We start from the raw sequence: 21,902 nt of genomic DNA on the forward strand, positions 1-21,902 counted from the left end.
CCACACCACAAGGACGTAACGGCAGCGCGACAGCCTGCCAGCCCCACAGGGGGTCGTGATGCCCACTTCACCCGGCCCGCACCACACCCGGCCTTTGCTAGCGCAAGTAGTGCTGGCTCTGCTCTTCTGCCTTCCGGGCCTGGCCCTGACAGCCGAACCCCTGCGCCTGCAACTGCGCTGGCTGCCGCAATTTCAGTTTGCCGGCTATTACATGGCTCAGGAAAAAGGCTACTACCGCGAAGCCGGGCTGGAGGTGGAAATCCTGCCGGGCGGGCCGGGCACGCCCAACCCCATAGACAGTCTGCTGGCCCGCGAGGTGGACTTTGCCATCAGCAACAGCGGTCTGGTCATTGCCCATATGGCCGGCAAGCCCGTGGTCGCCCTGGCGGCCCTGATGCAGAGCTCGCCCAGCGTGTGGATAGTGCGGGCCGACTCAGGCATCTACACGCCCCACGACCTGGCGGGCAAACGGGTCATGGCCATGCCCCTGCCGGAGAGCGCCGAGTTGCGCATCATGCTGATGCGTGAAGGCATCCGCCTCGATCAGGTGCAGGAACAACCCACCAGCTTCAACCCGCAGGATCTGATTGACGGTCACACCGATGCCTACAATGGCTATGTCTCCAATGAACCCTTCTGGCTGCAACAGCGGCAGGTGCCCTACCGCCTGCTCAAGCCGCGCGAGTATGGGGTCAACTTCTACAACGACGTGCTGAGCACCCATGCCGACCTGCTGCACCGCCGCCCCGAACAGGTAGACGCCTTTCTCCAGGCCAGCCTGCGTGGCTGGCAATACGCCCTGGAACACATAGAAGAAAGCATCCAGCTGATCCATCAGCAGCATGCCCCACAGAAGAGCCTGGCTCACCTGCGCTTTGAGGCCGAGGCGCTCAGGCAACTGATCATGCCCGAGTTGGTGCAACTGGGGCACATGAACCCCGGACGCTGGGAAACCATTGCCCAGCACTATGTACAGCTGGGCCTGGCCCAGGGCAGCCTGGATCTGGACCGTTTTCTCTACACACGCAGGCTCGAAACCGATCACCGTCTGCTCTACCAGATAGTCGCAGGTGGCTTGCTGACGCTGCTGCTGGTCACCGCCATTGCCCTGCGCTTCGCCCACCTGAGCGCTCGCCTGCGCCGTGAGGTCGGGCGCCGTCGCGAGGCCGAAGAGCAACTGCTGCAAAGCAACCAGAGGCTGGAAGAACTGGCCAATACCGACCGCCTGACCGGCCAGTGGACCCGGCGCAAATTCGAGGAGGTGGCGCTGCAGGCCATTGCCGGCGCCGAGCGTTATGGCGAGCCCCTGAGCCTGATCTTTCTCGACCTCGATCATTTCAAGCAGATCAATGACCAGCATGGCCATGATGTGGGCGACAAGGTACTCAGTGCCCTGGCGCAACGGCTCAGATCCCACCTGCGTAAAGCCGACAGCCTGTGCCGCTGGGGTGGCGAGGAATTTGTCATCCTGATGCCCCATACCGAACTGGGTCACGCCTGCGAGCTTGCCGAAAAGTTACGCGGCCAGGTTGCCTCGGCGCCGCTGTACGCCGATCTTCGGGTGACCGCCAGTTTCGGTGTCAGTCAATGGCAGCCAGGGCAGTCCCTCAACCAGTTGGTGGACAGCGCCGACCGCCTGCTCTACCGCGCCAAACAAGGCGGGCGCAACCGGGTCGAATGCATGCCGCGTCCGGCTGATCAGGCCGGCGAGCTTGGCAGCCGAACCTAATGATGCTTTGAGATTAGAAGTTGGCCGCTTGAGGTTGGGCGTAGCGTTGCGGTAGCAGGTATTGGCCAGGGGGGGGGCACGGCAAATTTCTTTCGGGGTTTCTTTACAACGCCAGCCCGGTGATAGCCCGACCAAAAAGGCCCGCATCGCTGCAAGCCTTTGATTTATATGGTGCCGCAAAGAGGAATCGAACCTCCGACCTACTGATTACGAATCAGTTGCTCTACCAACTGAGCTATTGCGGCAACGCCCGCGCAGTATCGATCAAGCGCTGCGGCGACTCAAGCCGCCGATTTCAGGCTTTGACCAGTTCGATGCGGTCGGCGTGAATCTGGATCAAACCCTGCTTGTACAGCCCACCGATGGCCTTCTTGAAGTTGCCCTTGCTGGCCCGGAAATGGGCGCTGATGGCCTCGGGCGAGCTCTTGTCGCTCAGCGCCAGGACACCACCCTGCTCGCGCAGTTTGGCCAGGATCTGCTGACTCAGGCTGCCCATCAGTTCCTCGCCGACCGGCTGCAGGCTCAGGCTGATCTTGCCGTCGCTGCGCATTTCCTTGATATAGCCCTTTTCGCGCATGCCCGAACGCAGAAACTTGAAGACTTCGTTCTTGTGGATCAGACCCCAGTGCTGGCCATTGATGATGGCCTTGAAGCCCATATCGGTGGCCTCGACCACCAGCAGGTCGACCTCCTGGCCACTCTGGTAATTGACCGGCAGTTTGTCCAGGTAGCGATCCAGCTTGGCGCTGGCGGTGATGCGTTTGCTGCGCTTGTCGAGAAACACGTGCACCACGCAGTAATCGCCCACCTGCAACGGGCGCTTTTCTTCCGAATGAGGCAGCAGCAAATCCTTGGGCAGGCCCCAGTCGAGAAACAGGCCGACACGGTTGATATCCACCACTTTCAGGCTGGCAAACTCGCCGACCTGCACCTTGGGCTTTTCCGTGGTGGCGATCAGTTTGTCTTCACTGTCCAGATAGACGAACACATTCAGCCAGTCCTCAACTTCACTGGGACTGTCACTGGGTATATAGCGCTTGGGCAGCAGTATTTCGCCGTCCGCCCCACCATCCAGATACAGGCCGAAATCGGTGTGTTTCACCACCTGCAAACTATTCATCCGTCCAATCAGCGCCATGATGCCCTACCCTTATTTACAGCCGCGCATTCTACCCGAGTTGCCGCCTGTTTCGCGGCTCGGCCCTCTGACGCCCGGGAAATACGCCGCTATACGCGAGCATTTCGGGCAGCCGACGACACTCTGTTGAAAATAATTATTTAATTTAAAACATGACCTTACAGAAACTTTCCGAATAGTTTCGTCATTACAGTCACCTTGATTTGGCCTGGTAGTTTTCCTGCCAAATAATATTTACCGGGTAATTGTCAAGCATTTCAGGTAGGATGACCGGCCAAATTAATTTTTAAATAGGTTAATGGCCGTCATGCGCGTAAAAGCCTCCACCAGCAAATCCAAGCCGGCTCCGGCCGTTGAAACCAGCGCCTCGCTCGACGCGCAGATCGCTGCATTCCTGCAATCAGGCGGTGAAATCCAGCAGATCGCCAAGGGTGTCAGTGGCCAGGTCTATGGCGCCTCCAAGCAGATCACCATCGGCAAGAAGTAAAACTGCCCCACAGCGCCTTGTCACTCCAAGGCGCTGGCAGTCCCCCGCTCAATCCTCGCGCAACCCCAGTCGTAACAACTGCCCATCGGCCGCATCCGTCAGCAGGTAGAGATAACCGTCCGGCCCCTGACGTACATCGCGGATACGCGCTTTGCCCTGCAGCAAGCGCTCCTCATGCACCACTCGATCCCCGTCCAGCTGCAGACGCAGCAGCGCCTGCCCGGCCAGAGCACCGATAAACAGGTTGTTGCGCCAGGCCGTAAAGCGCTCGCCGTCATAGAAGGCCATGCCGCTCAGAGCCGGCGACTTGGCCCAGACATGCAGCGCAGGCTCGGTGCCTGCCACGACTTTGCCCTGGGCTTCGGGAATGGGCAGAAAGGAATAGTTGACGCCATGGGTGGCCAGCGGCCAGCCATAGTTCTTGCCCGCCTTCGGGATATTGATCTCGTCACCGCCCCGGGGGCCGTGTTCGTGAGTCCACAGTTGCCCGCTCCAGGGGTTGAGCGCAGCGCCCTGGGGGTTGCGGTGGCCGTACGACCAGATCTCCGCACGGACGCCGGCCTGACCGACCCAGGGATTATCGGCCGGCACCCGGCCATCGGCATGCAGGCGAACCACCTTGCCCTGCAACTTGTCCAGGCCCTGGGCGGCGGCGCGCTGGTTGTTATCGCCCAGGGTGATAAACAGATAACCCTGAGTATCGAACACCAGGCGCGAGCCAAAGTGGGCGCCCGTAGACAATTTGGGTGTCTGGCGGAAGATCACGCTGAAATCTTCCAGCGCGCTGTTGTCCACGGCCAAGCGCCCGCGCCCCACGGCGGTGCCGGCCTGGCCATCCTCGCCCACTTCGGCATAGCTCAGGTACACCCAGCGCTCACGGGCAAAATCCGGGGATAGCGCCACATCCAGCAAACCGCCCTGCCCCTTGCCGTATACCGCCGGCACTCCAGCCAGCGGTGGCGACAGGCGCCCTGCAGTGTCCAGCCAGCGCAAGCGGCCAGGACGCTCGGTAATCAAGAAGCCCTGCTGCTGGGGCAAAAAGGCCAGCCCCCAGGGATGCTCCAGCCCGGACACCAGGGGTTCGAGGCTCAGTGGCCCCCGCTCGCTATTGAACTCGGACGCGCCGAGCTGAGCACTGCCGATCAACATCAGCAGTGTCAGACTGCGCAAGAATTGAACAAGCATGCTGGCCTCCGGGTCTCGGCATCGAATGAAGGCCCATGATCCAACGGCAGCCGGGACAGATCAGCCCGCTAGCGGTTGCAAAGTGTTACAGCCGCTCAGTGCATGGCGTAGCGGCGCTCGATGGCCGCGTACTCACCGCTTTCGCGCAGCGCCGCCAACCCCTGGTTAAAGCGCAGGCAGTCGGCCTCGACGACACAGCCAAGCTGGTAATCGGTGGGCGGGAAGATCGGGAAGATATCCAGGGGCTGGCTGACATCCACCTGGGTGTACACCTCGCGATTGAAGTAGCGCAGGATGCGCAGCTCCGACACCACCACATCGACCCGGCCGCTGTAGAGCAGGCGATTGCGGGCAATCTGGTAGGCCTCCTCGCGATACTGCCGGTTATGCTCGGCCATCTTCTGGAACTCGGGCCCGAGCAGGAAGCGGGCGCGCTGAAAGGCACTGACCGAATAGCGCCCCAGATCACTGATCTGCTTGATCTCCAGTTGCCGGGCGCTGAGGGCCACGGCCGCATTCTGGTACTGGATATAGGGTTCGGAATAGAAGGCCGTCACCCCGCTATGCTTATTGGTGGTGGCGATGGCATCGATCTCGCCGCGGCGCAGCTTCAGGTGCAAACGCTCCATGGGCGCATACTGCACCTGAACCTGAAAGCCCGCGCGCTCGGCGGCCATCACCACGATATCGTACTCAAGCCCACGGGCCTGGTTCTCGAAAACATAGGGGGGTTTGTCCGTGCCCATCCCCACGCGCAGAGTCTGTGCCGATAGCGAAAGGCTCAGGACCAGCAGACCCAGCCCCCACCATGCTCTCATGCTCATACCTTTATCTGACTGAACTAGGAGCATAGCCCGCATGACCTCCTGAGTGCAGCCCCGAGGACTATCACCCAGATGGATTTAGCCGGATTAGCCCACTCGCCCACGCCCCGGTCTAGACTGCCAGCACTCAAGCCAACCCAGGAGAGCCCAGATGCTTAAAGCCGAATACCAGAAACGCGGCCCGGTGCCACAGGATGTGATCAGCGCCGTGCCCCTGCAGCTGCCCGAACCGGCTGCCGACCAGGCACGCATCAAGGTGCTGGCCGCGCCGATCAACCCCTCCGACGTACTGACCCTGACCGGCGAGTACGGCATGCTGCCGCCGCTGCCAGCCATTGGTGGCAATGAGGGTGTGGGCCGCGTCGAAGCCCTGGGCGCCGAGGTGCGCAACCTCAAGGTCGGCCAGATGGTGCTGCTGCCGGTGGGTTGCGGTACCTGGGTCAGCCACCTGAACGCCCCCGCCAGCAAGCTGATCCCCCTGCCTGAGGCTGATCCGCAGCAGTTGGCCATGCTGACCGTCAACCCACCCACTGCCTCCTTGATGCTCAGCGAGTTCGTCGACCTCAAGCCCGGCGACTGGGTGATCCAGAACGCCGCCAACTCCGGCGTGGGCAGCTACCTGATCCAGCTGGCCAAGCTACGCGGATTCAAGACCATCAACGTGGTGCGCCGTGAGTCGGCGGTCGCCGGGGTCGAGGCCGAAGGCGGTGATCTGGTGCTAGTGGACGGCCCCGATCTGGCCAAGCGCGTGCGCGCCGCCACCGAGGGCGCACCAGTGCGCCTGGGTATCGATGCGGTGGGCGGTGAAGCCACCGATCACCTGGCCGCCTGCCTGTGTGACGGCGGCACCCTGGTCAACTACGGCATGATGAGCCGCCAGCCCTGCCAGGTGTCGCCGGCCTCCTTTGTCTTCCGGGACGTGACCCTGCGTGGTTTCTGGTTGGCCAAGTGGTTCCAGAACGCCAGCCAGGCCGAGCAGATGAAGGTGTTTGGCGAACTGGTACAGCTGATCGCCAGCGGCAAGCTGCACACCCGCGTGGCCACAACCTATGACGTCAGCGAAATCCAGCAGGCCGTAGCGGCCGCTGCTGGCGGTGAGCGCGGCGGCAAGATCCTGATCGTGCCGAAATAACAGTCGCCATAAAAAAACGGCCGCCTGCATAGCCTATGCAGGCGGCCGTTTTTTCATCTGCCGATTTATTCGGCGGCAGGCTTGCGGCGCTTGAGCGGCGCCAGGCCATCCTGGCTGACCAGGGCCGGTGCCTCGACTTTCGGCTTGTTCACCGTATTGCGTTTGCTCGGTGCCTTGGCTGCCGGCTTTTTCGTGGCCAGCTTCTTGCCGGTCTTGGGGTCGATCTTTTTCTTCTTGGCGCCTACTGCCTTGCCCGACGCCTTGAGGTTTTTCGGGCCCTGGTAGATGCCTTTCATTTCCTTGATGTTGCGCCGCTCGAAACGCTGCTTGAGGTAGCGTTCGATGCTCGACATCAGGTTCCAGTCGTTGTGGCAGATCAGCGAGATGGCCAGGCCTTCATTGCCGGCGCGGCCGGTGCGACCGATACGGTGCACGTATTCATCGCCGGAGCGCGGCATGTCGAAGTTGATCACCAGGTCCAGGCCATCCACGTCCAGGCCACGGGCCGCCACATCGGTGGCCACCAGCACCTTGACCGCGCCCTGCTTGAGACGGTCGATGGCCAGCTTGCGGTCCTTCTGGTCCTTCTCGCCATGCAGCACGAAGGTTTTCACCCCGGCCGCCACCAGCTTGCCGTACAGGCGATCGGCCTGCACCCGGGTATTGGTGAAGATAATCGCCTTGTCGTAGCTTTCATTGGCCAGCAGCCATTCCACCATGCGCTCTTTATGATGATTGTGGTCAGCAGTGATGATCTGCTGGCGGGTGCCCTCATTGAGCTGGCTGACGCTGTTGAGCATCAGGTGCTGGGGCTCTTTCAGCACCTTGGCGATCACTTCGCGCAATGCCGCGCCACCACTGGTGGCGGAGAACAGCAGGGTCTGGCGCTGGGCATTGCACAGCTCGGCCAGGCGCTGCACGTCTTCGGCAAAGCCCATATCGAGCATGCGGTCGGCCTCATCCAGCACCAGCACCTCGACTTCATCGAGCAGCAGGTTGCCGGCATTGGCATGCTCGATCAGGCGCCCCGGGGTGCCGATCAGCACGTCCACCTTGCGCAGCATGGCGGCCTGCACCTTGAAATCTTCGCCGCCGGTAATCAGCCCGGCCTTGAGAAAAGTGAACTGAGCAAAGCGCTCGACTTCCTTGAGGGTCTGTTGGGCCAGTTCGCGGGTCGGCAGCATGATCATCGCGCGCACACTGACCCGGGCCTGGGAGCCACCATCGCCGAGCAGCCGGTTGAGCATGGGCAGAACGAAGGCGGCGGTCTTGCCGCTGCCGGTCTGGGCGATCACCCGCAGGTCCTTGCCCGCGATGGCAGGCGGAATAGCCGCCACCTGCACCGGCGTGGGCTCGACGAAGTTCATCTCGGCCACGGCTTTAAGCAGGCGTTCATGCAGGGCGAATTGGGCAAACACGACGGTGACACCTCAGAAAAGAACAGAAACAGCTGCATAGCCTAACGGTTTCTGGGCTGCGGGCCGAGCATCTTTGCATAGCAGCGCCCATTGTCCTGCTCAGCCTGTCATCAACCGCCCGGGCAATGGTTTAATTCGGCCCCAGGCAACCCGCGGAGAAACAGCCAGAGTGGATATGCAAGCGTTAATCAGTGAAAGCCAAAACCTGTGGCAGCAGCTTGGCCAACACCCCTGGCTGGATACGGCAATCAGCCTGGGCACCTTGCTGCTGATCGCCTTTATCGTCGGTCGCCTGGTGCACTTTCTGTTGCTGCACTCGATGCGCCTGCTGTCGCGCCAGGCGCCCCTGCGCTGGCTGGATGCGCTGCTGGACAGCAAAGTGTTCAATCGTCTGGCGCAGATGGCCCCCTCACTGATCATCCAGTTTGGCCTGGTGCTGGTGCCAGGGCTGGGCGACAAGGCCGAGCAATTTCTGCGCAACCTGGCCCTGGCCGTCACCCTGCTCTTTCTGACCCTGGCCAGCAGCGCACTGCTCAGCGCCCTGCTGGTGCTCTATGGGCGTACCAGTCATGCCCGCACCCGTTCGATCAAGGGCTATATCCAGCTGGCCAAGATGGTGCTGTATATCTTCAGCAGCATCGTCATTATCGCCACCCTGATCGACCGCTCGCCTTTGCTGCTGCTCTCCGGCCTTGGCGCCATGTCGGCGGTGATCCTGCTGATCTACAAGGACACCCTGCTGTCCTTCGTGGCCAGCGTACAGCTGACCAGCAACGATTCGCTGCGCGTCGGTGACTGGATCGAGATGCCCCAGTTCGGCGCCGATGGCGATGTGGTGGATATCACCCTGCATACGGTCAAGGTGCAGAACTTCGACAAGACCATCGTCTCCATCCCTACCTGGCGCCTGATGGCCGAATCCTTCAAGAACTGGCGCGGCATGCAACAGGCTGGCGGCCGGCGCATCAAGCGCTGCCTGCATCTGGACGCCAGCGCCGTGGGCTTTCTCACGACCGAACAGGAGCAGCGCCTGCGTCAGGTCAGCCTGCTCAGCGACTATCTGGAACGCAAACAGGCTGAACTGCGCCAGTGGAATGCGGCCCAGGGCGGCCATGGCGAGCTGTCCGCCAACCGCAGGCGCTTGACCAATATCGGCACCTTCCGCGCCTATGCCGAGGCCTACCTCAAGGCCCACCCGAGCATTCACCCCGACATGACCTGCATGGTCCGCCAGCTGGAGCCCGGCGCCCAGGGCATTCCCCTGGAGGTCTACTGCTTTACCCGCACCACAGACTGGCTGGAATATGAGCGCATCCAGGCCGATTTGTTCGACTACCTGTTGGCCCTGCTGCCGGAGTTCGATCTCAATCTGTTCCAGCAACCCAGCGGCCATGACCTGCGCCAGGGGCTGCAGGACGGATCGGCCAGGGCAACAGCACACGCCTGAACCAATTGCCCGGATCCGGCTCAAATACCTTGTCACTGCCATGGAGCTACATCATGTTCAAACTACGCGTGTCCCTGCTCATCAGCTGTATGGCCCTGCTGCTCGGCACCCAAAGCAGCCTGGCCAGCCCTCCTCAGGACAAGCCCGGCAAGGCGGGCGGGAAAAAACCGACCCATGAACAGCAGTACAGTCAACATGCCCCTGATATTGACGAACAACTGATCCGCCGCATCCTTGGCGATAACCGCCAGCTGCTCGGCAGCACACAGGCGCTGCCGCCAGGCATCGCCAAGAACCTGGCCCGCGGCAAGCCGCTGCCACCGGGTATCGCCAAGAATTTCGACAACCGCCTGCTCGGCCAGCTGCCACGCTACGACGGCTATGAATGGAAACAGGTGGGCAGCGATATCGTGCTGGTCACTGCCACCGGCATCATTTACGAGATATTGAGAAACGTGCTGGACTGATCCGCCAGCCCCTCGGCCAGGTGTCCGACCTTGACATAGATCAGGCACCCGGCAGAGGAAAACGGCTCGTGCACCGAGCCATCCGGGTTGCGCAGCCAGGTACCGGTCGGGTAGTCGCCCTGTTCATCCTGAAACACCCCTTCCAGCACCAGAATCTCTTCCCCACCCCAGTGCCGATGCCTGCTGAAGCGGGTGCCCGGTGCCCAGCGCACCAGGGCCGTGTGCACCGTGCCATGACTGTGCAGTGGCAAGACGCTCAGGCCCTCGACCAGCCCCGGCCGCCATTGCGCCTGCCGCGTGTCGATACGCAGCACCGCCTGGTCATCCGGCGCCTGGTAGCAGAGCTTGACCAACAGCAGGCAGCCCGGTGCGCTGGACGGGCGATGCCGGCTGCCCGGTGGATTCTTTATCCAGGTACCCGCCGGATAATCACCCTGCTCGTCACTGAAAACACCTTCCAGCACCAGAATTTCCTCACCGCCCGGATGCTCATGGGGCTTGAACGCCGAACCTGGGGCATAGCGCACGATGGAGGTGGTGGGCCCGCTTTCCGCGGCAAAGCGCTCTAGGGGGCGACGCTGCACGCCCGGCAGCGGCGAGTCCAGCCAGGGCAGCTGGGTCGTATCGATCACCACCCGTTCATTCAGATTGGCATTGACCCGCATCACTCACCCTCCCGCAGCAACGTGCCCTTGCGCTGTTGCTTGATCAGCAAGCGCGCACTGTCCCACCCCACCAGCAGCACCGCCAGCCAGATCGGCAGATAGGTCAGCCATTGCTCGGTATTGAAGGACTCGCCAAGAAACAGTAGGGCCACCAGAAACAGCAGCACCGGTTCCACATAGCTGAGAATGCCGAACAGCCCCAGGGGCAGCAGGCGGCTGGACGCCATCATGGCGGCGAAGGCCATGGCGCTGAGCAGCCCCAGGCCCGGCAGCAACCACCACAGCTGTGGCGCCTGGGCAAACAGCTGCGCCGGCGAAGCCGTCAGCACCAGCCAGACGGCCACAGGCAACAGCACCAGCATCTCCAGTACGAAGCCGCTCAGGGCATCCAGGCCCATCCAGCGGCGCAGCATGAAATACGGTGGATAGCCCAGCACGATCACCAGCACCACCCAGGAAAAGGCCCAGGTCAGCCACAGCTCATGCAGCACGCCCAACAGCGCCGCCGCCACCGCCAGGCGCTGCAACGGACGCAGACGCTCGCCATAGAACAGGCGCCCGGCCAGCACCATGCTCAAGGGCAACAGGAAATAGCCCAGAGACACCTCCAGCATGCGTCCGGCCAAAGGCGCCCAGACAAACAGCGCCCACTGCACGCCCATCATCGCCGCCGCCAGGGGCAAGGCCGCCAGTAACCGAGGCTCGCGACGCAGACGGCCAAAGGCCTCGCCCAGCACCGCCCACTGGCTCGCCAGGGCGACCATCAACAGTACCGCCGGCAGCGACCAGAGCACCCGCTGAGCGAACACCTGCATGCCATCCAGAGGTGCCAGTTGCTGCACATAGGCCGGAATCACGGCGAACAGCGCCGAAGCGCCCACCGAAAGAGCCACGCCCCGCCCGGATAGATTCATCCCATCACCTTCTGCTCACGTGGCGCCGCACCCAGGCCGGTCAGCAGCAGGGAGGCGGCGATCACCGCACCGCCCAGGGCCAGGCGCAGCAGATCGGCATCACGGTTCCACAGCAGCAGGTTGACCAGCAGGCCGGCCGGCACCAGGGCATTGTTCATCACCGCCAGGGTACCGCCATCGACCAGGCTGGCGCCCTTATTCCACCAGTAAAGCCCAATACCCGAGGCCACCACACCGAGCCAGGCCAATACGCCCCATTGCAGCGGCGTGCTGGGCAGTCTTGCCGGGTTGCCCAACAGAACAAAGGCCGGCAGCACCACCAGCAAGGCGCCCAGGTAGAAATAGCCAAAGCGCTGGTACTGCGGCGCCGGGCTTGGATAACGCAGCAGCAGATGCTTGTAGAACACCTGGCCGGCGGCGAAGGTGGCATTGGCCAGTTGCAACAGACAGAAGCCCAGGAAGAAGTCGGCACTGACCTGGTCATAGCGAATGATCGCCGCTCCTGCCACCGCCACCAGCGCGGCGAGCAGCGCCCAGGGATTGAAGCGGCGGTTGAAGGCATCCTCGATCAGGGTCACATGCAACGGCGTGAGGATGGTGAACAGCAGCACCTCGGGTACCGTCAGCACACTGAAGCTCAGGTACAGGCAGACATAGGTGATGCCGAACTGCAGCGCGCCGATCAGCAGCATGCCGCGCACAAAACCACCGGGCACACCGCGCCAGCGGGTCAGTGGCAGAAACAGCAGGCCGGCAATCAGCACCCGGCTGAGCACGGCAAAGTAGCTGTCCACCTGACCGGCCAGGTATTCACCGATCAGGCTGAAGGAAAAGGCCCAGAGCAGGGTTACAACCAGCAGATAACGCATCACCACCTCCATAGGGGCCGGCGATCTTAACAGGGCCGCTGCCGACTGCTCAGATACAGTGATGAGGGATCAGTTTTGCTGCACGTCCATCTCTTGCTGCAACCCCTCACCGCCGCGTAGCAGGCTGCGCAATTGCTCATCGTGCTGATCGTCGCTGCCGGACTGATCGATGATGATCTCCACCCGCCGGTTCAGCGCGCGGTTTTCCGCCGTGTCGTTGGCCACCCGTGGGCGCGTATCGGCATAACCACGCAGGCTCAGGCGCGCAGGATCGACAGCGGGATTGAACAGCAGGGTATTGGTCACTGCCGAAGCGCGTGCGGCAGACAGGTCCCAGTTGGAATTGAAGCGCGCGGTACTGATGGGGATATTGTCGGTATGCCCTTCGATGGTCAGTTCCCCGGGGATGGTCACCAGGGCATCGGAGATGCGCATCAGCAAGTCCTCGAACTCCATCGTCAGGTCGGCCGAGCCCGAGGGGAAGGAGCCCTTCTCCTCGACCCGCAGGATAATCCGCCGGCTTTCTTCCAACAGCTGCATACGCCCGGCCTGCAGCTCCTGCTGCAGAATCTGCTCCAGCTGCGCGCGACTCTCCTGCAGCTGGGCCTCGGCCTGACGCTGGGCCTGGCGCGTTTTTTCCGCCTCGGCATCGGCGTCTTCACCGCGCAGGGTATCGAGCTCCGGGGCCTGTTCACTGGCCTGCTGGCGCACCTGATCGACCAGGGTCGGCTCCGGCTTGCCCGGGGAGAACTTGTCGAATACCGCGCTGGTGCCCATGGGCACTTCCAGTGCCGGCACATCGCGCTGCACGCCAAAGGCCTTGGCCATTTCGCCGGCGATCTGTTTGAAGCGCATGGCGTCGATCTCGGAGAAAGACAGCAGCAACACGAAAAAACACATCAGCAGCGACATCAGGTCGGCGAAGGTCATCACCCAGGCGGGGATGCCGGCGGGGGCCTCTTCTTCCAGATCGCTCATAACGCCCTAGCCTGCCTCAGCATCAGCCGCGGCGCGCTTGTCCGGCGGCAGGTAGGTTTTCAGCATCTGCTCGATGATGCGTGGATTGATGCCGTCCTGAATGGCCAGCAGGGCATCGATCCACAACGCCTGCATGCGCGCTTCCTCGGTCATGCGCAGGTTGAGCTTGTCGGCCAGGGGCAAACACAGCATGGTCGCCATCATCGCGCCATACAGGGTGGTGAGCAGGGCCACGGCCATGGCCGGGCCGATGGACTTGGGGTCTTCCATATTGGAGAGCATCTGCACCAGACCGATCAGGGTGCCGATCATACCCATGGCCGGCCCCACATCGCCCATGGCGCTGAATACCTTGGCGCCCCAGCGGTTGCGATCCAGCGTCAGCAGGCGCTCCTTTTCCAGAAAGGCGCGAATGGTGTCCTGGCCCTGGCCGTCGATCATCAGCTGGATGCCGGCCTTGAGAAAAGGCGAGCTGATCTCCCGCTCCTCCAGGGCCAGCACCCCCTCCTTGCGCGCCACCTGGGCGATTTCCACCAGTTCAACAATGGATTCCTCGACGCTGGGCAGACGGAACTTGAACGCCCGTGCCGCCACTTTGAAGGCACCGAGAAACTGCTTGAGGCTGAACTTCATCAGCACCACGAACAGACTGCCCACCACCACAATCAGCAGCGAGGGAACGTTGAAGAACACCTCACTGGAGGCACCCAGAATGATGGCCGAACCGATCACCAGAAAGGCGCCGAACAACCCGATAAGCGTGGCGAGATCCACCTGAACTCCTTAAATGCGAGGCGAATGCCCTACAAGACCTGTACATATTGATGCAGGCTGGAGAGTTTAGCCGACAAAAGATGAACAGTAATGCATCGCGTGCTGGCAAAAGGCCAAAGGATTGACGGCAGACAGAAAAAACCAGGCACCTGGGTGCCTGGTCGTATCCAAAGGAGCGGTGATACGGGAAAGGGGATTTAAGCAGCCTGTTAAGCGACGGCCGCCAGCTGCGCCTGAGCCTTGGCCAGACCCTGCTGCTGGAACTCGCCGCCCATGTTCAGACCTTCGGCATGGATAAACTGCACATCCTCGATACCGATAAAGCCCAGGGCCTGGCGCAGGTAGGGCTCCTGATGATCCAGACCAGTGCCGGCGTAGACACCACCGCGGGCGGTCAGGACAAAGGCGCGCTTGCCCTGCAACAGGCCTTCGGGGCCCTGCTCGCCATACTTGAAGGTCACCCCGGCACGCAACACATGATCCAGCCAGGCCTTGAGGGTGCTGGGGATGGCGAAGTTGTACATGGGGGCGGCCAGCACCAGCACGTCGGCGGCCAGCAGTTCATCGGTCAGGGTATTGGACAGCGCCAGGGCCGCACGCTCGGCCTCGCTCTGCTGCTCGGCCGGGGTCATCCAGCCGCCGAGCAGGTTGCCATCCAGGTGTGGCACCTGGTCCACGGCCAGATCACGCACCTTGATCTGGTCGCCCGGGTGGGCGGCCTGCCAGTGGGCGATAAACTGTTCGGTAAGCTGACGGGAGACCGAACCTTGCTTACGGGCGCTGCTTTCGATAACCAGGATCTGGGACATGCTGTGTGCTCCATCGTGGGAAGTAACTGTCGATGGGCACAGCTTACGAATGCCTAAACCGATTAAAAAGCGCAAATAATCGGCTAAAGCAATCGAATAAATTGATTTATAAGTGAGCCTGGCTTAGCCTCAAAGGCAAGCCGATCACTGCAGACCACAGTCCAGCTTGATCCTGAGTCGAATGATGCTGCGGGTGAACTTGGCGGTGATATTGCTACTTGCGCCAGGCTCGATGGCCACCTTGCGGGTGCGCGGCGACTCCGGGCCATTGCGTATCACGGCCGTGCACTCGGCGGCGCTGGCGCCATAGTTGTAGAGCAGCAGTGCGGCCATGTTGTGGTCGATCTCCTGGGGCGTGACCGACACCTCGGCACCATTCATCTGTCGCTCCACATCGATGGGATAGGCGAATGCAGTCAGCGGCAACAACGCCAGCAGGACACAGCAAATTGATTTCATGGTGACAACTCTCCGGTGAACAGGCGGCCAGTTTAGGTGGAACAAGTCAGCATTTGCACCCTTCTACGCCATGCATATAGGACATGATTGATGAAAGCCCCGCGCGTAACCCTGGATCAGTGGCGCACCCTGCAGGCCGTGGTCGATCAGGGTGGTTTCGCCCAGGCCGCCGAAGTACTGCACCGTTCGCAGTCGTCGATCAGCTACACCGTGGCACGCATGCAGGAACAGCTGGGGGCCCCGCTGCTGCGTATCGATGGCCGCAAGGCCGTATTGACCGAAGCCGGTGAAGTGCTGCTGCGCCGCTCGCGCCATCTGGTCAGGCAGGCCAGCCAGCTGGAAGAGCTGGCCCATCATCTGGAGCAGGGCTGGGAAGCCGAAGTGCGCCTGGTGGTGGATGCCGCCTACCCCACCGCCAATATCGTCCGCGCGCTGTCCGCCTTTATGCCGCAAAGCCGTGGTTGCCGCGTGCGCCTGCGCGAAGAAGTATTGTCCGGGGTCGAGGAGGTACTGCTGGAAGGCGCCGCCGACCTGGCCATCAGCTCCCTCAATATCACCGGCTACCTGCCTATCGAGCTGAGCGAGGTGGAATTCATTGCGGTGGCGCACCCAGACCACGCCTTGCACCGCCTGGAACGTGAACTGAGCTTTCAGGATCTGGAAGGGCACATGCAGGTGGTGATTCGCGACAGCGGTCGCATCCAGCCACGCGACTCCGGCTGGCTGGGCGCCGAACAGCGCTGGACGGTCGGCAGCCTGCCCACCGCACGCACCTTCGTCAGCAGCGGCCTGGGATTTGCCTGGCTGCCACAGCACCTGATCGTCCGCGAGCTGGCCGAAGGCCTGCTCAAACCGCTGCCGTTGCAGCAAGGCAGCACCCGCAGGCCCCATTTCAGCCTGTACAGTAACAAGGACAAGGTACTGGGGCCGGCCACTCAGATCCTGATCAACCTGATCAAGCTCTACGACACGCCCGCAGCCGACTCACCGGACCTGTAGCCACGCGCAAAGGATGCCCAAGCATGTCTTACTTCACTCACAACGGCTGCCAGTTGCACTACGAAGAATATGGTCATGGCGCCCCGGTGGTACTGGTGCATGGCCTGGGTTCGAGCACCCGCGACTGGGAATACCAGATTCCCGACCTGGCGGCGCAGTACCGGGTCATTGCCCTTGATGTGCGGGGGCACGGTCGCTCCGACAAGCCCAGCGAGCGTTACCAGATCAGTGATTTCGCCGGCGACGTACTGGCCCTGCTCGATCACCTGCGTTTGCCCCAGGTGCATCTGGTGGGCATTTCCATGGGCGGCATGATCGGTTTTCAGCTGGGCGTGGACAACCCCGAGCGGCTCAAGAGCCTGTGCATCGTCAACAGCGGCCCGGAGGTCAAGGCCAAAAGCCTGCGCGACTGGCTGGAAATCGGCAAACGCTGGAGCCTGTCGCGCCTGCTCAGCCTGGAAACCATCGCCAAGGGCCTGGGCCGCCTGCTCTTTCCCAAGCCGGAACAGGGCGAGCTGCGGCGCAAGATCGAAGAACGCTGGCCGCAGAACGACAAGCGTGCCTATCTGGCCAGCCTGGATGCCATTATCGGCTGGGGCGTGCGGGAACGCCTCAGCCTTATCAGCTGTCCCACCCTGGTGGTGACGGCCGACCGCGACTACACCCCGGTGGCGCAGAAGGAAGCCTATGTGCGCGAACTGCCTGATGCCCGTCTGCTGGTGATCGAGGATTCGCGCCACGCCACCCCCATGGATCAACCCCAGGCATTTAACAGCAGCCTGCTCGCCTTCCTCGCCGAAGTCGAACAGGTCGCTCCCAACCGCTAACAAGGAACCCAACCATGCTGAAAACAATCGCCCTCACCGCCTGTTCCCTGCTGCTGGCCGGCAGCCTGCACGCCGCCGAAAACCCCAAGGTGCTGATGACCACCAGCCTGGGCGAGATCGAAATCGAGCTGGAAGCCCAGAAAGCCCCGGTCAGCGTGGAGAACTTCCTCGGCTACGTCGACCGCGGCTACTACAACAACACCCAGTTCCACCGGGTCATCCCCAACTTCATGATCCAGGGCGGTGGCTTCGACGCCGACATGCAGCAGAAGCAGACCGAAGCGCCGATCAAGAACGAAGCCGACAACGGCCTGCGCAACCTGCGCGGCACACTGGCCATGGCCCGCACCCAGGTGCGCGACTCGGCCACCAGCCAGTTCTTTATCAACCACAAGGACAACGCCTTTCTCGACCACGGCGCCCGCGACTTCGGCTATGCCGTATTCGGCAAGGTGACCCGCGGCATGGAGGTGGTGGACAAGATCGCCCAGGTGCCCACCGGCAACCGCGCCGGCCACCAGAATGTGCCGCAGCAGCCGGTGCTGATTCTTGAAGCGAAACGCTTGTAAACACTGACGGCAGGACGGACAGCGCCACGGCCTGCCCGTCCTGCTCGTTCAATTGCGCGCATGGGACATCTGAAATTTTGCTACACCTTCCAGTTGCGCCAGTTCATCGGCCATATCGCTGATCCGCGCACTGCGCTGCCCCTCCACCGCCACGGCCACAAAGCGCCATTCCAGCTGGCCCAGCTCGAAGCTCACGGTAAAGGAGCCGCCGGCAATCACATAGCCGCGTTCACGGGCGATACGGCGCAGGGTCGCTTCATCCGGGCGGACAAAGCCCGGGGCAAAGCGCAGCACGATGGCAATCGCCGGCCGCGACGGTAATCTGGCCTCCAGCTTGGCGCCCCACATCATCAGCGCCGCAGACACCAGGCTGAGCAGCACCGCCGCGCCATAGAAGCCCACCCCCACCAGCACGCCGATAGCCGACGAGGCCCAGATTGACGCCGCCGTGGTCAGGCCACTGATGCTCATGCCGTCCTTCATGATCAGCCCGGCACCGAGAAAGCCGATGCCGGTGACCACGCCCTGAATCACCCGGGTTGGATCAACCCCGCTCAGGGAATGATCGCCCAGCCAGTACTGCGGATAGACGCACAGCACCGTCAGGGCGCAGGAGGCCATGCAGACCATGCCATAGGTGCGCATCCCCGCGGCGCGGCCATGGTAGGAGCGCTCATAGCCCACCAGCAGGCCCAACAGCAGGGCACCGATCATATTGAAAAACAGGGTCAGATTGACTGCGACACCGGGCAGCAAACCGAGCTCATCAAACAGAGGAAATGCGCTCACGGGAAACCTCAAACGGCAACAGCGATGCTCTTAGCCTAGTTGCCACCAATCAACTGTGCGCGCCTGTCAGGGTGACTCAGCGGCATGTCCCGCACCCTGTAGGAGCGGCCCATGGCCGCGAACAACCTATAACCAAACTGCATCCCAGAACGGATAGTCGCCAATGCGGCGAACCAACCCCGCACGCAAAGGATTGGCCACGATATAGCGGGCCATGTTCTGCAGGTTATGTTCATGACGCAGCCCCTGATCGTAAAAGGCCGGAGCCCATAATCCCCCAATACGACCAAGCTGACGATTGGCATGACGGGCGCTGGCTGATTTCAGGCGGCTGACCAGATCACTGAGCGACTCTTGCCTACCCAACTGCAGCAGCCAGTGCGCATGATCGGGCATCAAGACCCAGGCCAGCATCTGACTATCACCTAACAGAGCCCGATCGGCGAAACAGCGGCTGGCCGAGCAAGCTGCCGAAAAATGCCTGAAGAATGCTTGCCGTCCTAGGGTGGTTGCAGTTACCAGATAAACGCTGTAGCTGAGTGAAACCCTGCCACGGCGTAGAGCGCGGTGGCCAGAGCGACTATCACACGTGGGAACTATCGAGTTGCGCTCATCCATAAGCTTATGCCTCCACCTCTGCAGAATCGCGGCCAGGGGCCGCTCCTACGTGCAGGATAGACTGCCAATAAGCTGCACCGTAGGAGCGGCCCATGGCAGCGATCAGGGCTGATCAGCTTTGACGATAAGGCAATAGTTCTCGGGCCTGCTCGGCGTAACGCTGCACAGCGAGGCGCTCCTCGCTGAGAAACTGCGCCACCGCTGCCCGCAGCCCCGGATGACACAAGTAATGCCAGGAGCGCGTGATCACCGGTTCGAAGCCGCGAATCAGCTTGTGCTCACCCTGGGCCCCGGCATCGAAGCGCTGCAATCCCTTAGCAATGGCGTACTCCATGCCCTGATAGAAACAGGTTTCGAAATGCAGGCGGTCGAACTCGGCCAGGCAACCCCAGTAACGGCCGTAGAGGCTGTCGCCACCGACCAGACTAAAGGCCATGGCCACCGGCTGCCCTGCCCGCCGCGCCAGCACCACGCGAATCATCTCGGGCATGCGCTCGGCCAGCAGGCTGAAAAACACGCGGGTCAGATAGGGCGCCTGTCCCCGTACCCGGTAGGTGTTGGCGTAGCACAGGTAGACGAAATCCCACTCAGCCTCGCTGAGCTGATGGCCCTCGCGCCAGTCGAACTCGATCCCCTGCCCCGCTACCTGCTCACGCTCCTTGCGCATCTGCTTGCGCTTGCGTGAGGCCAGGGTATCGAGAAAGTCCTGAAAATCCCGGTAACCCCGATTGCGCCAATGGAACTGACAGCCCAGCCGCGCCAGCCAGCCCTCCTGCCCCTGGAGCAAGACATCATCTTCCGGCCGGGTAAAGTTGATATGCAGCCCGGACAATCCTTGCGGCTGCAGATTGCCGGTCAGTGCTGCAAGCAGCCGCCCAGCGGCAGAGGGCTCCCCCAGCAGGCGTGGGCCGCTGACCGGAGAAAAGGGAATGGCCCCCAGAAGCTTGGGGTAATAGGCGATACCGGCACGTCGACAGGCGTCGGCCCAGCCATGGTCGAACACATATTCGCCATAGGAGTGGTCTTTTATATACGCCGGCAAGGCCGCCAACAGCTCACCCCGAGCGCCCAGCATCACTTGGTGAGCCGGCATCCAGCCCGTCCCGGGCCCGACACTGCCGCTTTCTTCCAGGGCACTGAGAAAGCCATGCCTTAGAAAGGGTTGGGGTTCGGCGCACAGACCGTCCCAACAATCGGCGTCGAGGTGCTTGAGTGCAGGTAGGCTGGATAGGGTCATAAGCGCAGTCTGGCCTGTTGCCCACACGAAAAAAAGGCCAGGAGTCTTTTTAACGTCGCGTAACGACGGCCCACAGGGTGACCGCAAGGGCCAACAAGACATAAAAAAGCCCCGCACAGAGGCGGGGCTGGAAGGTAGGAGCAACGCTTGAACGATAGTGCTTAGAACACGTACTGCAGACGACCCACGATGGCCTTGCCATCGTCCTGCACGTCCTTGCCGTTTACTTGGCCAGTGGTATCAATGTTGTCGACCTCATAGTCAACGTAGTTCAGGCTCATACGCACAGCAGGCGTGGCGAAATAGTTGACACCCACCACCATGGCGCTGGCCGTGAACTCATCATTCATATTAGCTGCCGAGATATCGCCTATGAAATCGGCATTATCCAGACCAGCCAGATCGCCCGGAATTGCATTGGCATCAGAGTCAATATCAGTGCTCTCGTAGCGGGCGAAGACCTCCCAGGTGCCCTTCATATCGGTCGGTTTGTCCCACTTACCGTCACTGCCCTTGTAGCCGCGGGCCGCGCCGAACATATAGGAAACCTGAGCGGTATAGCCGCTGAGGTCAGCATCGGAGTCGAGGCCGCCTGCGGTTTCGCCGGAAATGCTGCGCTGGAAGTATTCGGCTGCGGCGCGGAAAGAGCCGAACTGAGCCCCGGACTCAAGCAGCCATTCGCTGTCTTTGTCAGCCACCGCCACATTGGCGAAGGTCAGGCGCTGATCGTCATCGCTGCGAATACCCAGACGGGTGCGGGCGCGAGCACGGTCATCATCCGAGCTGCTGTCATGGTAGTTGGCCGCCAGATGAATCACGTCAGTACCGTTGAGGTACGGAGCCCAGTGGGCACGCAGGGTGTAGCCGAACAGCTCATCGTTGCCGTCAGACTCGTAGTTGTTGTTGTTGTCGCTTACATCATAGGTCGCAACCTGAGCCATAAAGCCGTAGTTGTCGCCAGAGTGCTTAACGTTTACGCCAAACTGCGCATCTTCATCACCATGCAGGAAGTCGTACATGAAGGGACGCTCGATGGCAGTGATCCAGGACGAGCTGGTGGTATTTTCCAGGCCGTAGTCCACGCCGAAACGACCCACGGTTACATCAACAACATCCAGGCCGGTGTAAGTGATATAGGCACGGTCAATGTCAGTGCCATCGGCGAAACCGTCGTAGGACAGGCGCACACCCCAACCCCAGTCCTTGTAGGCCACGCCTTCCAGGCCGATTTCGCCACGACGGATATAGGTATTGAAGGTGTCATCGAACGGCTTGTTCTGACCGGCAGCCTGCAGGCCATCGAAGTTGGTGGCATCCCACTGCAGCTTGCCGCCCAGTTTGAAGCTGAATTCCTTGTCAGTGGTGGCGACTTCCAGGCCACCCTTGGTCTTGATCACGAGGTCGGCGCCATCAGTGGTGACGGTACCGGCGAAAGCCTGGGCGGAAATAGCCATGGCCAGAGCGCTGGTGGCGAAGCCGGCCATTACTCCACGGAAGCTGTGCTTACGGATCATCGAAGATTCCTCTAAATGGACTTTAAGTGTTGAAAACACCCGAGCACTGGGGGC

Annotated in this window: 23 protein-coding genes and 1 tRNA gene; 8 read left to right on the plus strand and 16 right to left on the minus strand. The window is 61.7% G+C overall.

Annotation, left to right across the window (positions count from 1 at the left end):
* The first annotated feature begins 58 nt into the window (after positions 1–58).
* Complete coding sequence (locus GJV18_RS12755; protein ID WP_160346189.1) at positions 59–1,729, plus strand: GGDEF domain-containing protein; 1,671 nt, start codon at positions 59–61, stop codon at positions 1,727–1,729.
* A 169-nt stretch (positions 1,730–1,898) separates the two neighbouring features.
* Here the strand turns inward: GJV18_RS12755 and GJV18_RS12760 are convergent.
* Both GJV18_RS12760 and GJV18_RS12765 read right to left on the minus strand, forming a co-directional pair.
* Positions 1,899–1,974 (minus strand) — tRNA-Thr (locus tag GJV18_RS12760).
* 50 nt (positions 1,975–2,024) lie between these two features.
* Positions 2,025–2,867, minus strand: coding sequence for a CvfB family protein (locus tag GJV18_RS12765; protein ID WP_160346191.1), 843 nt, complete (start codon positions 2,865–2,867; stop codon positions 2,025–2,027).
* A 298-nt stretch (positions 2,868–3,165) separates the two neighbouring features.
* On the opposite strand from GJV18_RS12765, the gene GJV18_RS12770 reads away from it, so the two are divergent.
* Positions 3,166–3,354 (plus strand): hypothetical protein, encoded by a 189-nt coding sequence (locus GJV18_RS12770; protein ID WP_178113449.1) that lies wholly within the window; start codon positions 3,166–3,168, stop codon positions 3,352–3,354.
* A 48-nt stretch (positions 3,355–3,402) separates the two neighbouring features.
* Here the strand turns inward: GJV18_RS12770 and GJV18_RS12775 are convergent, their stop codons facing one another.
* Positions 3,403–4,503, minus strand: a complete 1,101-nt coding sequence (locus GJV18_RS12775; protein WP_233280184.1) for a PQQ-dependent sugar dehydrogenase — start codon at positions 4,501–4,503, stop codon at positions 3,403–3,405.
* Between the two features lie 131 nt (positions 4,504–4,634).
* On the minus strand, positions 4,635–5,357 hold the full coding sequence (locus GJV18_RS12780) for a substrate-binding periplasmic protein (RefSeq protein ID WP_160346195.1): 723 nt from the start codon (positions 5,355–5,357) through the stop codon (positions 4,635–4,637).
* A gap of 157 nt (positions 5,358–5,514) precedes the next feature.
* Between GJV18_RS12780 and GJV18_RS12785 the strand changes: the two genes are divergently transcribed.
* Entirely contained in the window at positions 5,515–6,495 is a 981-nt protein-coding gene (locus GJV18_RS12785) for a zinc-dependent alcohol dehydrogenase family protein (RefSeq protein WP_160346197.1), read from the plus strand.
* 65 nt (positions 6,496–6,560) lie between these two features.
* On the opposite strand, the gene GJV18_RS12790 is transcribed toward GJV18_RS12785, so the two are convergent.
* The gene (locus GJV18_RS12790; RefSeq protein ID WP_160346198.1) at positions 6,561–7,913 is read right to left on the minus strand and encodes a DEAD/DEAH box helicase; all 1,353 of its coding nucleotides are present in this window, start codon (positions 7,911–7,913) and stop codon (positions 6,561–6,563) included.
* Positions 7,914–8,088: 175 nt separating this feature from the next.
* Here GJV18_RS12790 and GJV18_RS12795 point away from each other — a divergent pair, with 175 nt between their 5' ends.
* The gene (locus tag GJV18_RS12795; protein ID WP_218572109.1) at positions 8,089–9,360 is read left to right on the plus strand and encodes a mechanosensitive ion channel family protein; all 1,272 of its coding nucleotides are present in this window, start codon (positions 8,089–8,091) and stop codon (positions 9,358–9,360) included.
* 50 nt (positions 9,361–9,410) lie between these two features.
* Complete coding sequence (locus GJV18_RS12800; RefSeq protein WP_160346964.1) at positions 9,411–9,827, plus strand: anti-virulence regulator CigR family protein; 417 nt, start codon at positions 9,411–9,413, stop codon at positions 9,825–9,827.
* Here the strand turns inward: GJV18_RS12800 and GJV18_RS12805 are convergent.
* From GJV18_RS12805 to GJV18_RS12835, 7 genes are all read right to left on the minus strand, one after another.
* Positions 9,797–10,492 (minus strand): cupin domain-containing protein, encoded by a 696-nt coding sequence (locus GJV18_RS12805; protein ID WP_160346202.1) that lies wholly within the window; start codon positions 10,490–10,492, stop codon positions 9,797–9,799. The genes GJV18_RS12800 and GJV18_RS12805 overlap by 31 nt on opposite strands.
* Positions 10,492–11,406, minus strand: coding sequence for an EamA family transporter RarD (rarD, locus tag GJV18_RS12810; RefSeq protein ID WP_160346204.1), 915 nt, complete (start codon positions 11,404–11,406; stop codon positions 10,492–10,494). Before rarD ends, GJV18_RS12805 begins: the two co-directional genes overlap by 1 nt.
* On the minus strand, positions 11,403–12,275 hold the full coding sequence (locus GJV18_RS12815; protein ID WP_160346206.1) for a carboxylate/amino acid/amine transporter: 873 nt from the start codon (positions 12,273–12,275) through the stop codon (positions 11,403–11,405). Before GJV18_RS12815 ends, rarD begins: the two co-directional genes overlap by 4 nt.
* Positions 12,276–12,344: 69 nt before the next feature.
* On the minus strand, positions 12,345–13,253 hold the full coding sequence (locus GJV18_RS12820; RefSeq protein ID WP_160346207.1) for a flagellar motor protein MotB: 909 nt from the start codon (positions 13,251–13,253) through the stop codon (positions 12,345–12,347).
* 6 nt (positions 13,254–13,259) lie between these two features.
* Positions 13,260–14,027, minus strand: coding sequence for a flagellar motor protein PomA (pomA, locus tag GJV18_RS12825; RefSeq protein WP_160346209.1), 768 nt, complete (start codon positions 14,025–14,027; stop codon positions 13,260–13,262).
* 209 nt (positions 14,028–14,236) lie between these two features.
* On the minus strand, positions 14,237–14,836 hold the full coding sequence (locus GJV18_RS12830; RefSeq protein ID WP_160346211.1) for an FMN-dependent NADH-azoreductase: 600 nt from the start codon (positions 14,834–14,836) through the stop codon (positions 14,237–14,239).
* Between the two features lie 144 nt (positions 14,837–14,980).
* Positions 14,981–15,295 (minus strand): 3-phosphoglycerate kinase, encoded by a 315-nt coding sequence (locus GJV18_RS12835; protein WP_160346213.1) that lies wholly within the window; start codon positions 15,293–15,295, stop codon positions 14,981–14,983.
* A gap of 90 nt (positions 15,296–15,385) precedes the next feature.
* Between GJV18_RS12835 and GJV18_RS12840 the strand changes: the two genes are divergently transcribed.
* Genes GJV18_RS12840 through GJV18_RS12850 form a run of 3 tightly spaced genes read left to right on the plus strand, consistent with a single transcriptional unit; the run spans position 15,386 to position 17,690 of the window.
* Positions 15,386–16,294 carry a LysR family transcriptional regulator gene (locus GJV18_RS12840; RefSeq protein ID WP_160346215.1) on the plus strand — a complete coding sequence of 303 codons (909 nt, stop codon included), beginning with the start codon at positions 15,386–15,388 and terminating at the stop codon, positions 16,292–16,294.
* Positions 16,295–16,317: 23 nt separating this feature from the next.
* Positions 16,318–17,121, plus strand: a complete 804-nt coding sequence (locus GJV18_RS12845) for an alpha/beta fold hydrolase (protein ID WP_160346217.1) — start codon at positions 16,318–16,320, stop codon at positions 17,119–17,121.
* 14 nt (positions 17,122–17,135) lie between these two features.
* On the plus strand, positions 17,136–17,690 hold the full coding sequence (locus GJV18_RS12850; protein ID WP_160346218.1) for a peptidylprolyl isomerase: 555 nt from the start codon (positions 17,136–17,138) through the stop codon (positions 17,688–17,690).
* A 48-nt stretch (positions 17,691–17,738) separates the two neighbouring features.
* Here the strand turns inward: GJV18_RS12850 and GJV18_RS12855 are convergent, their stop codons facing one another.
* The 4 genes from GJV18_RS12855 to GJV18_RS12870 form a co-directional block, all read right to left on the minus strand.
* The gene (locus tag GJV18_RS12855; RefSeq protein ID WP_218572111.1) at positions 17,739–18,479 is read right to left on the minus strand and encodes an MgtC/SapB family protein; all 741 of its coding nucleotides are present in this window, start codon (positions 18,477–18,479) and stop codon (positions 17,739–17,741) included.
* A gap of 126 nt (positions 18,480–18,605) precedes the next feature.
* Positions 18,606–19,097, minus strand: a complete 492-nt coding sequence (locus GJV18_RS12860) for an REP-associated tyrosine transposase (protein ID WP_160346220.1) — start codon at positions 19,095–19,097, stop codon at positions 18,606–18,608.
* A 112-nt stretch (positions 19,098–19,209) separates the two neighbouring features.
* Positions 19,210–20,334: a GNAT family N-acetyltransferase gene (locus GJV18_RS12865; protein ID WP_160346222.1), complete on the minus strand. Its 1,125-nt coding sequence runs from the start codon at positions 20,332–20,334 to the stop codon at positions 19,210–19,212.
* Between the two features lie 161 nt (positions 20,335–20,495).
* On the minus strand, positions 20,496–21,848 hold the full coding sequence (locus GJV18_RS12870; protein WP_160346224.1) for an OprO/OprP family phosphate-selective porin: 1,353 nt from the start codon (positions 21,846–21,848) through the stop codon (positions 20,496–20,498).
* Positions 21,849–21,902: the final 54 nt, after the last annotated feature.

The organism is Pseudomonas xionganensis (assembly GCF_009763245.1).
In the GTDB taxonomy this organism is placed as follows: domain Bacteria; phylum Pseudomonadota; class Gammaproteobacteria; order Pseudomonadales; family Pseudomonadaceae; genus Aquipseudomonas; species Aquipseudomonas xionganensis.

Excerpts from the sequence above, each read along its gene's own strand:
- GJV18_RS12870 (WP_160346224.1), bottom strand. The coding sequence starts at position 21,848 with ATGATCCGTAAGCACAGCTTCCGTGGAGTAATGGCCGGCTTCGCCACC.
- GJV18_RS12840 (WP_160346215.1), top strand. The coding sequence starts at position 15,386 with ATGAAAGCCCCGCGCGTAACCCTGGATCAGTGGCGCACCCTGCAGGCC.
- GJV18_RS12835 (WP_160346213.1), bottom strand. The coding sequence starts at position 15,295 with ATGAAATCAATTTGCTGTGTCCTGCTGGCGTTGTTGCCGCTGACTGCA.
- GJV18_RS12830 (WP_160346211.1), bottom strand. The coding sequence starts at position 14,836 with ATGTCCCAGATCCTGGTTATCGAAAGCAGCGCCCGTAAGCAAGGTTCG.
- GJV18_RS12865 (WP_160346222.1), bottom strand. The coding sequence starts at position 20,334 with ATGACCCTATCCAGCCTACCTGCACTCAAGCACCTCGACGCCGATTGT.
- GJV18_RS12770 (WP_178113449.1), top strand. The coding sequence starts at position 3,166 with ATGGCCGTCATGCGCGTAAAAGCCTCCACCAGCAAATCCAAGCCGGCT.
- GJV18_RS12850 (WP_160346218.1), top strand. The coding sequence starts at position 17,136 with ATGCTGAAAACAATCGCCCTCACCGCCTGTTCCCTGCTGCTGGCCGGC.
- GJV18_RS12820 (WP_160346207.1), bottom strand. The coding sequence starts at position 13,253 with ATGAGCGATCTGGAAGAAGAGGCCCCCGCCGGCATCCCCGCCTGGGTG.
- GJV18_RS12785 (WP_160346197.1), top strand. The coding sequence starts at position 5,515 with ATGCTTAAAGCCGAATACCAGAAACGCGGCCCGGTGCCACAGGATGTG.
- rarD (WP_160346204.1), bottom strand. The coding sequence starts at position 11,406 with ATGAATCTATCCGGGCGGGGCGTGGCTCTTTCGGTGGGCGCTTCGGCG.
- GJV18_RS12780 (WP_160346195.1), bottom strand. The coding sequence starts at position 5,357 with ATGAGAGCATGGTGGGGGCTGGGTCTGCTGGTCCTGAGCCTTTCGCTA.
- GJV18_RS12765 (WP_160346191.1), bottom strand. The coding sequence starts at position 2,867 with ATGGCGCTGATTGGACGGATGAATAGTTTGCAGGTGGTGAAACACACC.
- GJV18_RS12845 (WP_160346217.1), top strand. The coding sequence starts at position 16,318 with ATGTCTTACTTCACTCACAACGGCTGCCAGTTGCACTACGAAGAATAT.
- GJV18_RS12755 (WP_160346189.1), top strand. The coding sequence starts at position 59 with ATGCCCACTTCACCCGGCCCGCACCACACCCGGCCTTTGCTAGCGCAA.
- GJV18_RS12775 (WP_233280184.1), bottom strand. The coding sequence starts at position 4,503 with ATGTTGATCGGCAGTGCTCAGCTCGGCGCGTCCGAGTTCAATAGCGAG.
- GJV18_RS12860 (WP_160346220.1), bottom strand. The coding sequence starts at position 19,097 with ATGGATGAGCGCAACTCGATAGTTCCCACGTGTGATAGTCGCTCTGGC.
- GJV18_RS12795 (WP_218572109.1), top strand. The coding sequence starts at position 8,089 with ATGCAAGCGTTAATCAGTGAAAGCCAAAACCTGTGGCAGCAGCTTGGC.
- GJV18_RS12805 (WP_160346202.1), bottom strand. The coding sequence starts at position 10,492 with ATGCGGGTCAATGCCAATCTGAATGAACGGGTGGTGATCGATACGACC.
- GJV18_RS12815 (WP_160346206.1), bottom strand. The coding sequence starts at position 12,275 with ATGCGTTATCTGCTGGTTGTAACCCTGCTCTGGGCCTTTTCCTTCAGC.